Consider the following 13967-nt stretch of genomic DNA (forward strand, 5'->3'; position numbering starts at 1 on the left):
CGTCACCGCCGCGAGAAAGGGGCCCCGCGTGAGATGGCTCAGCCAGGCTTCCGCCGCCCGGTCGCTGAAATAGCCGGCCCTCGACTGCGCGCCGGGTGGTGCGTTCCAGGCCGAGGAACTTGTCCGCGACCTGGACGTCCCGGAAGACAGGTGTGACAGGGATGACCGTGGGCACCCTGAAGCCGCTCTCGATCGCCAGGCGCGCCAGTTGCCTGCCGATCCCCGCGTTGCGGACGACCCGGTTCGGCCACATGGCGGGTGCAGGCACGCGTCAGGTCGCTGTCCGGATGGTCGACGGCCAGGGTTTCCCAGTCGGGCTCGCCCATGACGAGCCGCCCGCCCGGCCGCAGGACCCGGCGGATCTCACCGAGCGCGGCCAGGGGATCGGCGATGTGCTGCAGGACCCGGTCGGTGCGGGCGCGGTCGGCGGTGAGGTCGGGCATCGGCAGGTCGTGGATGTCCGCGTGCCGGACGTCCACCATGGCCTCACCAGCGGTGCGGGCCCGCGCGGCGTCCACCATGTTCCGGTCGCGGTCGACGCCGACGACGGCGCCGGCTGGGGTGACTGCCTGCGCGAGCGCCTCAAGGTCGGTACCGGGGCCGCGCCGAGGTCGAGCACCCGGTGTCCGGCACGCAGGTCGAGTGCGTCGAGCATCCGCCGTTTGTAGGAGCGGGCGAGATCGCTCGTGGCGAGCCGGTCGAGATAGCTGACGGGGTCGGGCCTGTCCGTCTCGAACGCAGATGATGTCATGCGTCCCAGTCAACCAACTGCCCAGCCAACTATAGGGGTTGTATCCCGGCAAAATATGGCTCGGCCGCTCAAACCGTACCAATGGGCTACTCCGGATCAGTGTCTTCGTTGAAATTGCCCAAATGCACAGGGGCTCTGGCCAGGCCCACGGCCGACAGCGCATCGGGCAGGAGAGAAGCCATCCTCTTCGGTCGGACGGTCTCCGCAGTGGTGGCGAGTTCCGTTGCCGACCACCAACGATGCCCGTAACGAGCCTCCTGCGTCCGGACGTTCATCCCGCGGACCTCATCGGCCGTGACGCGGGCAAGGCGGTATTCCTCGTATTGGTCGAAGACACGGCCGTCCACGCTGAAGATCGCCTGCCGGGTCCAGACAACGGGGCCCAAGCGCCCAACGGGGAGAGACAGCGCCGTCTCCTCCCAGACTTCACGCACGGCAGCCTGGGGATAGCTCTCGCCGTCCTCGACGCCACCACCGACGGTGAACCACCATCGTGCCCCCGGCCTGCGCGGATCACGGCCGCACAGCAGGAACAGGCGATCGTCGTCGTCCACCAGGAGAACACGGGAAGTCCACCGCTGCGTCAGCGTCACAAACGCCGATGCTATCCACGGATCACATGGCACATGGCGAGAAGAAGGGCTTGACTCTCCCGCGGAGGGAGACATGAAGGTGGGGTCATGGACGGCGGCACCCTTTACTCGATCGGTAAGCTGGCTCGGCGCACCGGGCTGACGGTCAAGACGATCCGGTTCTATTCCGACGGCGGCATCGTGACGCCGGCCGATCGCACCCCCGCCGGATACCGCCGCTACGGCCCGGACGCCTGGCCCTCGTCCGGACACTGCGCGAGCTCGGCCTCGGCCTTGACGTGATCCGGCGTGTCACGAACCAGGAACTCACGCTCGGCCAAGTCGCCGCCGAGCATGCGGCCGCCCTGAACGTGCAGATCAGCATCCTGCGTCTGCGGCAAGCGGTGCTGACCGCCGCGGCCAGACGCGAGCCCACCTTCGAGGAGATGGAGCGCATGCACCAGCTCGCCACGCTGTCCGAAGCCGAGAGACGCCGCTTGATCGGCGCATTCCTCGACGTCGTCTTCGACGGCCATCACGCCGTGTCCGGCCGAGCCGCCGTACGGCGTTCCATGACCCCCGAGCTGCCCGACAGCCCCACACCGGAACAGGTCGAGGCATGGGTGGAGCTGGCGGAGCTGTCCCTGGACCCCGGGCTTCATGACGCCATACGAAGCCTGGTCGACGACCACGTGGCCGATCCGCCCGACGGCGCCGGCACGCCACCTCGCCCGGACATCGTCGCCATCAGCGAACTCGTGGAACCAGCCGTGAGATCCGGAATCAGCCCCGACTCACCGCAGGCCGATCCCGTGGTCGCGACGCTCACCTCCGAGTGTGCGCTCGCCCTCGGCCGCCCCTACGACGCCCAGCTGCACGGCTGGCTGTTGCACCGGCTGGAAGCAGCGAACGATCCACGCAAGGACCGGTACTTCGACCTGCTTGCCGTGATCAACGACTGGCCAGCCCCGGAACCACTGGCGCCACTGATCGACTGGTCCGTCCGAGCCCTGAGCGCGCGAGCGGCCCGATGATGCGGCCGCCGAACAAGATCGTTGCCCTGCTGGAGACGGTCGCCGCACAGTCGTCGACCGCTCTCCCGCTGCGTCCCTGGCGGGCGGCGGACACGGCCGACCTGGTCGAGCTGCACCGGGATGACTCCCTGCGCCGCTGGACGAGTTCCGGCATCGACGACGAGGCCGGCGCGGCTCGGTGGGCGCGCGAGCAACAACGAGGGTGGCAGGCCGGTAACCGCTTCGCATTCGCCGTCATAGAGCGCGAAGCCGCTGGTGGCGAGGGGCAATTGGTGGGAGGCATTCATCTGCAGGCCGGTGCGTTGCCTTCGGAGCCGGGCCCGCGGACTGGGACGAGGAGGGTGAACGTGGCCGGAGTCCTTCTGGTGAGGGAGAGTCGGCCGCCGATGGAGTGGGCCAGTTCGGAAGCGAGGGCGAGGCCGATGCCCGTCCCGTGGCCGCCGCCGGTGTGTCCGCGGTCGAACAGCTGCGCTGGCTCGCCCTCCGCGGCTCCCTCGTCGCTCACGTCGAAGGCGAGGGCGTCGTTCAGGTCCCGCACCACCAGTCGCACGGTTCCGCGTCCGTGCACCCGTGCATTGTCCAGCAGGACGCCGAGCACCTCCGAAACGGGGCCGCTGGGGACCAGGACATCCGCGGGTGCGTCATGTGTGCCGCACTCCAGGCGTCTGCCGTCGGCGGCGAACAGGCCGTGCCAGTGCTCCTGTGTCTCCTGAAGGAGGTGTGCCACCGCAATGTCCCCGGCGGCCGGGCGGGGCCGGTCCGGGGAGCGGGACAGGCGCAGCACTTCCTCCACGGTGTGGTGGAGGCGATGGGCGGTGGCCAGTGCCTCGGTCAGCACGGGGCGTAGACGGGCGTCGTCGTCCTGGGCGAGACCCGATTCCAGGGCCAGTTGCAGGCCGGTGAGCGGAGTGCGCAACTGGTGGGAGGCGTTGGCGGCGAAATCCCGTTCCCGGCGGAGGAGTTCGGACAGGCTGTGCAGCATGGTGTTGTGCGTGCGGGCCACCTGATCGATCTCGGCGATGTTGCTGGGGGCCGCCCGCGCATTCAGGTCCCCTTCGGCGACGGCTCGACAGTGTCGGGAGAGGTCCTCCAACGGGGCGGCCAGCGCCCGAGCCTGCCGACGAGCGACCAGCACCGCGGTGGTCAGCGCGACTACGGTCACGCTCAGTAGCACGGCCCACGCGGCCAGGACTCGGTCGCGTACGGCGTCAGCGGGGGAGGACGCGCGGACCACGCCGATCACCTGCTCGGCATGGGAGACCGGTACGGCGGCGACCAGGTCGCCGCCCGACCGCCCCCGGACCACCTCTCCGCCAAAGGCGCGGTGGACCGGCGCGTCCGCCGTCCGGGGGCCGCTGCCCGCACGTTTGGCCTGCTGCGGGTCGTACAGGCCCAGATGCCCCCCTGCCGGCGCCCTGGGCAGTTCCACCGGATCACCGGTCGCATAGTCCGGGCTCACCCGTACGGCCGCGGCGAGGGCCGCGCGTTCCAGGGTGTCCCGCTGCCCGGCGTACAGGGAGGACCTGATGGCCAGGGCCAGGGGGACGGCGAGCAGGACCACGGCGACCAACGCGGCGGTGAGGGCGACTCGCACCACGCGCTGTCTCATGCTCTCATCATGCGGCGGCTCGGGCGGGCGCGCGGGGCGAGGCGCACGCTTTTGCCGTCGTCTAACCCTCGGCGAGCGGGGCGTTAATCGGCCGCTTCCTAGCGTGGGTGCCATGACCGTCCGGTCCGGGGGATTCCTTGGAGGGCAGTGGTGATGGCAGCACACGCACGGACGTCCGCGGCAGTCGGGCTGGTGCTCGTGGCGGCGGTGACCGCGGGCTGTTCCGGTTCCGGCTCGCACTCCGGTTCCGGTTCGACGTCATCACCGCCGGCTTCCTCGGCACGCGTCGGAAACGGGCAGAACAACCCGGCACCCGCTCCCACCGAGTCCAATCCGCCCGGTGACATCCCCGACAACCAGGTGTACGTCGTCTACCGGCCGACAGTCGGGTCCTTCACCGGTTTCACGGTGAAGGTGCCTGAAGGCTGGGCCCGTACCGAGCAGGGAGGCAGCACGGTGTTCACCGACAAGTTGAACACCGTGAGGATCACGACGGTCCCCGCGTCCACCGCGCCCACGGTCGACTCGGTCACCAAGACGGTTGTCCCCAAGCTGCGCTCCCAGGTGCCGAAGTTCGCCGCGCCGAAGGTGTCGGAGGTGTCTCGGCACGCGGGCCGTGTCGTCCAGGTGACCTATCAGGGTGACTCGGCGAAGGACCCGGTCACGGGCAAGGTGGTGCGCGACGGGTTCGAGCGGTATGCCTTCTACAAGTCGGGCCACGAGGTGGATCTGACCTTGTCCGGCCCGGTCAACGCCGACAACGTCGACCCGTGGCGGATCATCAGCGACTCCTTCGCCTGGCGGTGAGCACGATGGCGTCCGAGCCGGTGCTGGCTGCTCGTGAGCTGTACCGCTTCTACCGGGCCGGCGAGGAGGAGACGCTCGCGCTGCGCGGGGTGTCGCTGCGGGTCGGGCGGGGCGAGACGGTGGCGGTCGTGGGACCGTCGGGATCCGGCAAGTCGACCCTGCTGGCGTGCCTGGCCGGGCTCGACGAGCCCTCGGGCGGCGAGGTCCGTGTGGACGGAGTACGGATCAGCCACCGGCCCGAGACCGAGCGTGCCCGGCTGCGTGCCCGGCACATCGGCGTGCTGCTGCAGACCCGCAATCTCCTGCCGCATTTGAGCGTGCGGGACAACGTCCGCCTGCCGCAGCGCGCCGCGGCCCGCAAACCCGTCACCTCGGCCAGGGAGCTGCTGACCCAGGTGGGCCTCGGCGAACGGATGCATGCGCTGCCCCGGCAGCTGTCCGGTGGCGAGCTGGCCCGGGCCGGGCTGGCCGTGGCGCTGGCCAACGCGCCCGCTGTCCTGCTGGCCGACGAGCCGACCGGCGAACTCGACGGAGAGACCGAGCGAGTGGTCCTCGGCATGCTGCGAGAGCGGGCCGCCCAGGGGTGCGCGGTGCTGATCGTGACGCACAGCGCGGAAGTCGTCCGGAGCGCGGACCGGGTGATCACGCTGGAGGATGGCAGGGCCACCGACGCCTCGGCCCTGACTGCCCGTCCCGCGTCGCAGGGGGTGCCCGATGCCACGGGATGAAGTGCTCGTGACCTGTGCTGACGCGGCTCTCACCTTCGGCCGGGGTGCGCAGGCGGTCGTGGCCGTGCACGGTGCCCACCTGGCGATCGGGGTCGGCGATCGGCTCGCAGTCGTCGGCCCCTCCGGGTCGGGGAAGAGTTCGCTGCTGCACCTGCTGGCCGGGCTCGAACAGCCCACCAGCGGCACGGTGCGGCGGGCCGCCTCCCTGGGGCCGCACGACATCGGCCTGGTCTTCCAGGGCGACAGCCTGATCCCAGCGCTGAACGTGGTGGAGAACACTTCTCTACCGTTGGTTCTCGCCGACCGGCCGGAAGGCGAGGCCCGGCAGGCCGCCCTCGCGGCGCTCGCGCTAGTGGGCGCGGCCGACCTGGCGGACCGGCTGCCCGAGGAGATCTCCGGTGGTCAGGCTCAGCGGGTCGCCGTGGCCCGGGTGCTGGCCCAGTCGCCGCGCCTGATCCTCGCCGACGAGCCCACCGGCCGCCTGGACCACGCCACCGGTGGCCGTGTCCTTGACGCTCTCCTCACCGCCGCCGACCAGGCGGGCGCGGCCCTCGTCGTCACCACCCACGATCCCGCCGTCGCCACCCGGCTCACCACCCGGCGCGCCATGCGCGACGGCCGGCTGCTCGCACCCGAGGAAGTGTCATGATCATCTCGTGGGCGTCCGGCCTGGCCCGCCACCGCACCGGACGTCTGCTGGCCGCCCTGGCCGGCATCGCCCTCGCGGTCGCCCTCGTCGCCGCGCTGGGCTCCTTCCTCACCGCGTCCAAGGCGACCATGACCCAGCGCGCCGTGCGCTCGGTTGCCGTCGACTGGCAGGTCCAGGTACAGCCTGGTGCCAACCCCGGCGCGGTAATGTCGCTGGTCCGCAAGGCGCCGGGAACCCGCGCCGCCCTGCCCGTCGGTTTCGCCCACACCACCGGCTTCACCGCGCGCGTCCAGGGCAGCACCCAGACCACAGGCCCCGGCATGGCCCTCGGCCTGCCCGACGGCTACCGCGCCCTCTTCCCCGATGCCGTCCGCACCCTCTCCGGCTCCCCGACCGGCGTCCTGCTGGCCCAGCAGACCGCTTCCAACCTGCACGCCGCCCCGGGCGACACCATCGGCGTCCAGTTCCCCGGCATCGAACTACGGCAGGTGAAGGTCGACGGCGTGATCGACCTGCCCCAGGCCGACTCCCTCTTCCAGACCGTCGGCGCACCCAGCCAGTCCCAGCCCACCGCACCCCCGGACAACGTCGTCCTGCTGCCCGCCGCCAGGTTCGCCGCACTGACCCGGGGTGCCTCTGCGGTCACCACCCAGATCCACGTCGCCCGCGACGACGCCCGCCTGCCCTCCGACCCAGCCGCCGCCTTCACCGCGGTTACCCGCGCCGCCCACAACCTGGAGGCCCGCTCCGCGGGCGCCGCACTGGTCGGCAACAACGTCGGCGCCGCCCTCGACTCCGCCCGCCAGGACGCCCTGTACGCCCAGATCCTCTTCCTCTTCCTCGGCGTCCCCGGCGCGGTCCTGGCCGCCGCCCTGACCGCCGCGGTCGCCTCCGCCGGCGGCGAGCGGCGCCGCCAGGAGCAGGGCCTGCTACGGCTGCGCGGCCTGCGCCCCCGCCAGATCACCGCCCTCGCCGGGTTGGAAGCGGCGCTGATCGGTCTCGCCGGCGGCCTGGCCGGACTGGGCGTCGCCGCACTGACCGGCCGCCTCGCCTTTGGTGCCGCCTCCTTCGGAGCGGGCGCGGGCACCTGGGCCGCCTGGTACGGCACTGCATTCGTCCTCGGCGCCGCCGTTGCCGCGGGAGCCGTCCTCGTCCCGGCCCTGCGTGACCTGCACACGGTGACCGTCGCGGAAACCCGCAAGGAGTCCGGCTCCCGCAGCACCCGGAACCCGTGGTGGATGCGGTACGGCCTGGACTTCGCCCTCCTGATCGGCTCCTGGCTGGTCTTCCGCGCCTCCTCCGGCAACCAGTACGCGTTGGTCCTCGCCCCGGAAGGCGTGCCCAGCATCTCCGTGTCGTACTGGGCCTTCCTCGGCCCTGCCCTGCTGTGGATCGGCGCCGCGCTGCTGCTGTGGCGGCTCACCCTCCTCGCCCTCACCCACGGCCGTCCCGCCATGGCCCGGCTGGCCCGCCCGCTGACCGCGACCCTCGCCGGCACCACCGCCGCCACCCTCTCCCGGCGCCGCCGCCCTCTGGCCCGCTCGGTCGTGCTGCTCGCCCTCGCTGTGTCCTTTGCGCTCTCCACCGCCGTCTTCAACGCCACATACCGCCAGCAGGCCGAGGTCGACGCCCGCCTGACCAACGGCGCCGACGTCACCGTCACCGAACCACCCGGTGCCCGGGTCCCACCCGGCGCCGGATCCGCCCTGAAGGTCTCCGGCGTACGGCACGTCGAACCCCTCCAGCACCGCTTCGCCTACGTCGGCTCCGATCTCCAGGACCTCTACGGCGTCCGCCCGGACACCATCGCCCGCGCCACCTCCCTCCAGGACGCCTACTTCGCCGGCGGCACGGCCCGGCAACTCGTGCGGCGCCTCGCCGAACGGCCCGACAACCTGCTGGTCAGCGTCGAGACCGTCAACGACTTCCAGCTCTCCCCTGGCGACACCGTCAACCTGCGCATCCAGGACGCCCGCACCAAGACCCTGCGCACGGTCCCCTTCCACTACGCGGGCATCGCCAAGGAGTTCCCCACGGCACCGAAGGACAGCTTCTTCGTCGCCAACGCCTCCTACATCGCCAAGGCGACCGGCAGCGACGCGGTCGGCGCCTTCCTCCTCGACACCGGCGGCACCCGCCAGAAGCAGATCGCCACGCGCCTGCGGTCGCAGCTCGGCACCAGCGTCACCGTCAGCGACCTCACCCAGACCCGCGGCACCGTCGGCACCAGCCTGACCTCCGTCGACCTGGCCGGACTCACCCGCATCGAGCTTGCCTTCGCGGTCCTGCTGGCCGCCGGAGCCGGGGGACTGGTCCTCGCCCTCGGGCTCGCCGAACGCCGCCGGACTTTCGCCATCGCCACCGTCCTCGGCGCACGCACACGCCAGCTGCGCGGCATGGTCCTCACCGAGGCCCTCCTGCTGGCCGCAGGCGGCCTGGCCGGGGGTGCCGTCATCGGGTGGGCGCTGTCGGAGATGCTGGTCAAGGTACTCACCGGCGTGTTCGACCCGCCGCCCGCCGCCCTGGCGGTGCCCGGCGTCTACCTGACCCTGACCGGACTGGCCGCCTTGATCGCCGTACTGGCCGCAGCCCTGAACGGCATCCGCGGTGCCCGGCGCCCCGCGGTGGAGGAACTCCGTGACCTGTGAGCCCGCCTGCAGGGGAGCGACCTGTCTACTCTGTTGCCATGGGCACGCCTGCCGCACCGGACCGCAGCCGCCTGCACATCCTGGTCGTCGAGGACGACGACACCATCGGACGCCACCTGGAAACCGGCCTGCGCGTCAACGGCTACGCCCCCACCTGGAGCCGCACCGGCGCCTCGGCCCTGGCGGAGACGGACCGCACTGCCTACGACGCCGTTCTCCTGGACCTCGGCCTGCCCGACCTCGACGGGCTGGACCTCGCCCGCACCCTGCGCGCCCGCCTCCCCGACGTGCTGATCGTGATCCTCACCGCCCGTACCGACGACATCGACGTCATCGCCGGCCTGGACGCAGGTGCCGACGACTACCTGGTCAAACCCTTCAGCCTCACCGTCCTGCTGGCCCGTCTCCGCGCTCACCTGCGCCGCCAGACCATCATGTCGCAGCCGCAGCCCCCACTACGGCTTGGCGACCTGGTCATCGACACCACGGCACGCCGCTGCACCCTCCACGACACGGAGATCTCCTTGCGGCCGAAGGAATTCGACCTCCTCGCCCTGCTCGCCAGGAACCCCGGCACCGCCGTCTCGCGGGAAACGCTGATGGCACAGGTGTGGGACGAGAACTGGTTCGGCCCCACCAAGACCCTGGACGTCACCATGGCCGGCCTGCGCCGACGTCTCACCCAGGCCGCCGAGGAGTCCGGCCGCCCTTGCCGGTTGCCTCACATCGCCACGCTCCGAGGGCATGGCTACCGCCTCGAGCGCTGCGACTTGAGCGGTGGGGCCGGGACGAAGAGTTGACTGGCCCTCGCCTGTTCGCGCAGTAGGGTCTGCACTCATCGGCCGACGCCATCCGGTCAGCGACCGCCCCACGAGAGTCTGCGACATGCCCGGGCTGCCGCAGGCGGCCCCGGCCGCATTGCGGTGTCCGCGGATCGCCGGCGTGTGCCGAGGAAGCGCGGTTCTCCGCGCCGCCTGGGCACACTGAGCCCGTCGGCCGGGTGGGCCGGCCGGGCGCTGTGCGGTCTGTCAGCCCATGTCCGTCAGGAGGGCGTTCAGTTCCTTCTCCTGCTGCGCAGGCGACATCGGCGGGTTCGAGTGATCGATGCCGAACGTCTTGAGCACCTTGTCCATCTGGGCGTCGATGGAGGTCCAGCCGGTCTGGTCCAGCGGCTGCAGCGAGGCCTGGTCGGCGTCCCACAGGTCCCGCAGCGACTGGGCGGCCGCGTGCGCGCCGGTCGCGTTCCCCGAGCGTGCGTCCTTGAGCGAGGTGGAGGCGAGGGTCCGCAGCGCGGCGACCTTGGCGGGCGGGAACTTCTTCACCGCCTGGCCGGGAGCCATCTGGACGGCGGAGGTGTTGTCTTCCTCCGGCGCCGGGCCGACGTGCGGCTGGCCGTGGGCCCAGACCAGCAGGCCCGCGGTGGCGACGGCGAGCAGTCCGAAGCCGGCCAGCGCGGTGCGCTCCTTGCGCGGGTTGCTGGTGGCCGGTGCGGCGTGGGTCGCCTCGTGGGTCTCGGTCACGTCCGAGCGCGTCACCGTCAGGTAGACCACCGTCGCCAGGATCAGGCCGAGGAAGATCAGGCTGGTGGTGAACGTGCCCAGCGCGAGACCGGTCGGGTCGCCCGGGTTCTGGGCGACCTTGGGGGAGGCGAGCCAGTCGCCGATGTTCGCGCCCAGCGGGCGGGTCAGGATGTAGGCGAGCCAGAAGGACAGCACCGGGTTCGCACCGAACTTCCACAACAGCGTGATCGCCGCGATGAGGCCGAGCGGCAGCAACACGGAGACGCCCGGGCTCCAGCCGGTCAGCTCCAGAGTCCAGTCGCCGGTCGCGGTGCCGAGCGCGAAGGTGACGAGAACGGCGAGCCAGTAGAACGACTCACGCGGCAGCGTCGTGACCGAGTGGATCGACAGCGTGCGCTCACGCAGCCACCACACACCGAAGACCACCGCGAGCAGCACCGAGAAGACCGCGGAACTGATCCACAGCGGCACGTTCAGCTGGTCGGTCAGGATGTCGGTGTACAAGGTACCCGTGACGCTGACAACGACGACGGTCAGCCAGTAGGGGAACGGAACGTACCGCTTCAGCCGCAGCTGGACGGCCAGGACGAGCACGAACACCGCGGTGAAGATCCAGGCCGTGTTCACCAGGCCGACGCCCAGCTTCATGTTGATCCAGTCGGCGAAGCTCTCACCGACGGTCGTGCACAGGACCTTGATCACCCAGAACCAGATGGTGACCTCGGGGACCTTGTTGAGCATGAGGCGCCCGCTGCGCGTGCGTACTTCCGTTGTCGTTGTCATGCGGGGAGGTTTACGCGGGGAATCTGCACGTAACCTGACTACGTGGTCGCACGGGCGGCCGGGAGTGTCACCTCGACGTGACCGCGGCCGTCCGCGATCGCGCGGACCTCCGCACCGGCCGAGGCGGCGATGCGCCGGACCACCGGCAGCCCCAGCCCGTACCCGTCGCCGCCGGTCACACCCGCTTCGAAGACCCGGTCGACGTCCGCGGGATCGAATCCGGGGCCGTCGTCCAGGACATCGACCACGATGACCTCGCCCTGGTTGCGCGCGGTGATCCACACACGCGACCGCGCATGCCGCAGGCTGTTCTCCAGGAGGGGCGACAGTAGCGACACGGCGACGTCGGCCGCCACGGCGACCTCGACCTTCGGGGGAAAGGCGACCTCGACCGCGCGGCCGGCGATCGCCTGCCGCGCGGCGGAGCGCAGATCGCATCGGGTCCTCTTGTCCGTCCGTGCGCGCGCGGCGCGCAGAATCGTCGTGATCGCCGCATCGAGGCGGTCGACCTCGCTCAGCACCGCCTCCGGCGGCACTGGCTCGCCGGACAGCTGTGCCAGCTGCGCCTCGGCCCGCAGGACCGTGAGCGGTGTCCGCAGCTCGTGGGCGATCTCATCGGTGAGCCGGCGCTCGTCCGCCAGCGCGTTGTCGACGCGCTCCAGGAGATGGTCCAGGGTCCGCCCCAGTTCCCCGAACTCGTCGCGGGGGATCCCGAGGTTGAAGCGGCGCCCGGGTTCGTGATGGCCCCATTCGTCGGCGAGGGCGGCCATCTCGTGCACGACCCGCAGCGCGCGGCGCACCACGAGGTGTGCGACACCGCCGGCGAGGAGGATCGTGAGGCCGCCCAGTATCAGGGACAAGGTCAGGCTGCGCTGTTCGGATGTCTCGTAGGGCGTGAGGTCCACCCGGACGATCACCATGACGTGGTGGCCGTCGATCGGGACCTTCCGTGCATACAGGAGGTAATTGCCGACCGACGCGGTCTGCGATCGCCCCGAGTCCGCCAGCTCCTCGACGCGATCGACCAGGCTCGGCGGCACGTTCCCGTCGAGCAGGCGGCCGTCGGCATACACCCAGGCGACCTCGTCCAGCGCCTCGCTGCCGTTCTCCGTGAGCACGACACGGCCGCCTTTGGCGGTAACGTTCGCCGCGACCGCCTCGGCGCGAGTACGTGCCAGATCGTGCGCGTCGGCGTCCGTCACCCGGCTCAGCAGCACGTGCGAGACCACGACCAGGATCGCGACCACGGCGGTGGCGATCAGCACGGTGAGTGCGACGACCCGCTCACGGAATCCCGTCACTGCCATCGGTAGCCCACGCCGCGGACGGTCGCCAGACGCCCGGCCACACCCAGCGGACCGAGCTTGGCCCGCAGTCGGCGCACATAGGAGTCGAGGGTGTTGTCGCTGACCTGCGCCCCGTGCGGCCAGCCGGCAGCGATGAGGGCGTGGCGGCGTACCGCGTCGCCCTGCGAGGCGATCAGGCGGCCCAGCAGCCGGAACTCGGTCGGGGTCAGGCTCATGCTCACCGAATCGTAGGTCACCACGTGCTTCGCCGGATCGAGGACGACCTCGCGCGGTGCGGGCGCCACGGTGGCCCTGCGCAGCAGCGCCCGGACGCGGACCAGCAGTTCCGGGATGTCGAAGGGTTTGGTCATGTAGTCGTCGGCGCCGGCCTCGAAGCCGCCCACCTTGTGATGCAGGCCGTCCAAGGCGGTGAGCATCAACACTGGCGCGTCGACGCCGCGAGCCCGCAGGGCCAGGCAGACGTCGCGGCCGTCGGCGTCCGGGAGCCCGAGATCCAGGACGACCAGGTGGGGCGCCGGTGCGAGCTGCCGCAGCAGGCTGTCGGCCGTGGCGGCGACGGAGACGGTGTGGCCGTCGTGCTACAGGGCGCGCTTGAGGACGGCGCGGACCGCCGCGTCGTCTTCACACACCATGATGAAAGCCACGTGCTGACCCTAGATACTCCCGTCCCAGTTCTCTATCTTCCCTGGTCAGCCGCTTGACGGTCGGGAGCAGTCCGCTGGTGCCGCACGGCCCTGCCCTGCCACGAAGCCGCGACGGTCGGGCACGAGAGGTCGAGCCCGCAGCAGCGGTGTTCGCGGGAGGATCACAATGGGTCGCATGGACCCTGTGCAGGAGTACATCGACTCCATTGCGCCAGGTCACCGTTCGCTCTTCGACCGGGTGAGCGGGCTGATCCTGGAGGAATTCCCGCAGGCGAGCGTGGCGCTGTCCTACGGAATGCCCACCTACCGGGTCGAAAAGCGCAGGCTGCACATCGGTGTCTGGCGGCACGGCGTCTCGATCTACGGGTGGGGAGCGGACCGTGATGGTGGCTTCAGCTCCCGCCATCCCACGCTCGTCAGCGGAAAGGCCACCATTCGGCTGCGGTCCACGGACATGGCGGTCGTCACCGACGATGAACTGCGCGCTCTCATCCGTGCCGCGCTGAAGCCCTGACCGGGGACCCGGCCCTGCGCGCAGGCACAGCCAGGCGGCCCCTGGATGGCCCGACCGCGTTCCGCCCTCGCGGTTGAATGTCGCAAGTGCGGGGGATACGCCATGGCCAAGACCGCCTCCCATGCGGACCCGCCCGCATCGATCACCGTGTTCCTCCGAGGATGCCCCGGCCTCCGGGCCGGGGAGGAATCGGACTCCTGCGGAGCGGGGCAGGGACAGCCGGATCGCCGTCAGGGCGATCCGGCGTCCATCCCGCACGGCGGTGATGCCGCCCACGATGATCGAGAACTCTCAACTGTCAGTCCGCTCGGGTAGGTTCGGATGCATGACGACGGAGGCGACCACGAAGGACACCGGGCATGCCCGGTACACCTTCCGTGTGCGCCTGTCGAACACGGCCA

General features: G+C 70.9%; 12 protein-coding genes and 2 pseudogenes. 7 read left to right on the forward strand and 7 right to left on the reverse strand.

Going from position 1 to position 13967, the window contains the following annotated elements:
- Nucleotides 1–38: 38 nt before the first annotated feature.
- Complete coding sequence (locus ACIBJF_RS43310; protein ID WP_399182607.1) at nt 39–914, reverse strand: methyltransferase domain-containing protein; 876 nt, start codon at nt 912–914, stop codon at nt 39–41.
- Nucleotides 838–1344, reverse strand: a complete 507-nt coding sequence (locus tag ACIBJF_RS43315) for an NUDIX hydrolase (protein ID WP_399182609.1) — start codon at nt 1342–1344, stop codon at nt 838–840. Before ACIBJF_RS43315 ends, ACIBJF_RS43310 begins: the two co-directional genes overlap by 77 nt.
- A gap of 87 nt (nt 1345–1431) precedes the next feature.
- Between ACIBJF_RS43315 and ACIBJF_RS43320 the strand changes: the two are divergent.
- Nucleotides 1432–2357 (forward strand): annotated as a pseudogene (locus ACIBJF_RS43320) (MerR family transcriptional regulator).
- A 283-nt stretch (nt 2358–2640) separates the two neighbouring features.
- Here the strand turns inward: ACIBJF_RS43320 and ACIBJF_RS43325 are convergent.
- Entirely contained in the window at nt 2641–3966 is a 1326-nt protein-coding gene (locus tag ACIBJF_RS43325; protein WP_399182611.1) for a sensor histidine kinase, read from the reverse strand.
- Between the two features lie 153 nt (nt 3967–4119).
- Here ACIBJF_RS43325 and ACIBJF_RS43330 point away from each other — a divergent pair, with 153 nt between their 5' ends.
- From ACIBJF_RS43330 to ACIBJF_RS43350, 5 genes are read left to right on the forward strand one after another with little or no spacing between them, the layout of a single operon-like run.
- The gene (locus tag ACIBJF_RS43330) at nt 4120–4773 is read left to right on the forward strand and encodes a hypothetical protein (protein WP_399182613.1); all 654 of its coding nucleotides are present in this window, start codon (nt 4120–4122) and stop codon (nt 4771–4773) included.
- Nucleotides 4774–4778: 5 nt separating this feature from the next.
- Entirely contained in the window at nt 4779–5501 is a 723-nt protein-coding gene (locus tag ACIBJF_RS43335; RefSeq protein ID WP_399182615.1) for an ABC transporter ATP-binding protein, read from the forward strand.
- Nucleotides 5488–6150, forward strand: a complete 663-nt coding sequence (locus ACIBJF_RS43340) for an ABC transporter ATP-binding protein (RefSeq protein ID WP_399182617.1) — start codon at nt 5488–5490, stop codon at nt 6148–6150. The genes ACIBJF_RS43335 and ACIBJF_RS43340 overlap by 14 nt, the downstream gene beginning before the upstream one ends.
- Nucleotides 6147–8798: an FtsX-like permease family protein gene (locus ACIBJF_RS43345; RefSeq protein ID WP_399182619.1), complete on the forward strand. Its 2652-nt coding sequence runs from the start codon at nt 6147–6149 to the stop codon at nt 8796–8798. Before ACIBJF_RS43340 ends, ACIBJF_RS43345 begins: the two co-directional genes overlap by 4 nt.
- 38 nt (nt 8799–8836) lie before the next feature.
- Nucleotides 8837–9598, forward strand: a complete 762-nt coding sequence (locus tag ACIBJF_RS43350) for a response regulator transcription factor (RefSeq protein ID WP_399182621.1) — start codon at nt 8837–8839, stop codon at nt 9596–9598.
- A gap of 228 nt (nt 9599–9826) precedes the next feature.
- On the opposite strand, the gene ACIBJF_RS43355 is transcribed toward ACIBJF_RS43350, so the two are convergent.
- The 4 genes and pseudogenes from ACIBJF_RS43355 to ACIBJF_RS43370 all read right to left on the reverse strand — a co-directional run.
- Complete coding sequence (locus ACIBJF_RS43355; RefSeq protein ID WP_399182623.1) at nt 9827–11101, reverse strand: hypothetical protein; 1275 nt, start codon at nt 11099–11101, stop codon at nt 9827–9829.
- 38 nt (nt 11102–11139) lie between these two features.
- Entirely contained in the window at nt 11140–12408 is a 1269-nt protein-coding gene (locus tag ACIBJF_RS43360) for a sensor histidine kinase (RefSeq protein ID WP_399182625.1), read from the reverse strand.
- Nucleotides 12399–12623, reverse strand: a complete 225-nt coding sequence (locus ACIBJF_RS43365) for a helix-turn-helix domain-containing protein (RefSeq protein ID WP_399182631.1) — start codon at nt 12621–12623, stop codon at nt 12399–12401. The genes ACIBJF_RS43360 and ACIBJF_RS43365 overlap by 10 nt, the downstream gene beginning before the upstream one ends.
- A 105-nt stretch (nt 12624–12728) precedes the next feature.
- Nucleotides 12729–12968, reverse strand: a pseudogene (locus tag ACIBJF_RS43370) (response regulator transcription factor); the annotation flags it as partial.
- Between the two features lie 259 nt (nt 12969–13227).
- Between ACIBJF_RS43370 and ACIBJF_RS43375 the strand changes: the two are divergent.
- The gene (locus ACIBJF_RS43375; protein ID WP_399182626.1) at nt 13228–13566 is read left to right on the forward strand and encodes a DUF1801 domain-containing protein; all 339 of its coding nucleotides are present in this window, start codon (nt 13228–13230) and stop codon (nt 13564–13566) included.
- Nucleotides 13567–13967 lie beyond the last annotated feature (401 nt).

The sequence above is a fragment of the Streptomyces sp. NPDC050743 genome (genome assembly GCF_044456925.1).
Classification (GTDB): domain Bacteria; phylum Actinomycetota; class Actinomycetes; order Streptomycetales; family Streptomycetaceae; genus Streptomyces.

Coding starts and splice junctions, on each gene's coding strand:
- ACIBJF_RS43310 (WP_399182607.1), bottom strand. CDS start 914: ATGCGCTGTCGGCCGTGGGCCTGGCCAGAGCCCCTGTGCATTTGGGCA.
- ACIBJF_RS43325 (WP_399182611.1), bottom strand. CDS start 3,966: ATGAGACAGCGCGTGGTGCGAGTCGCCCTCACCGCCGCGTTGGTCGCC.
- ACIBJF_RS43330 (WP_399182613.1), top strand. CDS start 4,120: ATGGCAGCACACGCACGGACGTCCGCGGCAGTCGGGCTGGTGCTCGTG.
- ACIBJF_RS43335 (WP_399182615.1), top strand. CDS start 4,779: ATGGCGTCCGAGCCGGTGCTGGCTGCTCGTGAGCTGTACCGCTTCTAC.
- ACIBJF_RS43340 (WP_399182617.1), top strand. CDS start 5,488: ATGCCACGGGATGAAGTGCTCGTGACCTGTGCTGACGCGGCTCTCACC.
- ACIBJF_RS43345 (WP_399182619.1), top strand. CDS start 6,147: ATGATCATCTCGTGGGCGTCCGGCCTGGCCCGCCACCGCACCGGACGT.
- ACIBJF_RS43350 (WP_399182621.1), top strand. CDS start 8,837: ATGGGCACGCCTGCCGCACCGGACCGCAGCCGCCTGCACATCCTGGTC.
- ACIBJF_RS43355 (WP_399182623.1), bottom strand. CDS start 11,101: ATGACAACGACAACGGAAGTACGCACGCGCAGCGGGCGCCTCATGCTC.
- ACIBJF_RS43360 (WP_399182625.1), bottom strand. CDS start 12,408: ATGGCAGTGACGGGATTCCGTGAGCGGGTCGTCGCACTCACCGTGCTG.
- ACIBJF_RS43365 (WP_399182631.1), bottom strand. CDS start 12,623: ATGAGCCTGACCCCGACCGAGTTCCGGCTGCTGGGCCGCCTGATCGCC.
- ACIBJF_RS43375 (WP_399182626.1), top strand. CDS start 13,228: ATGGACCCTGTGCAGGAGTACATCGACTCCATTGCGCCAGGTCACCGT.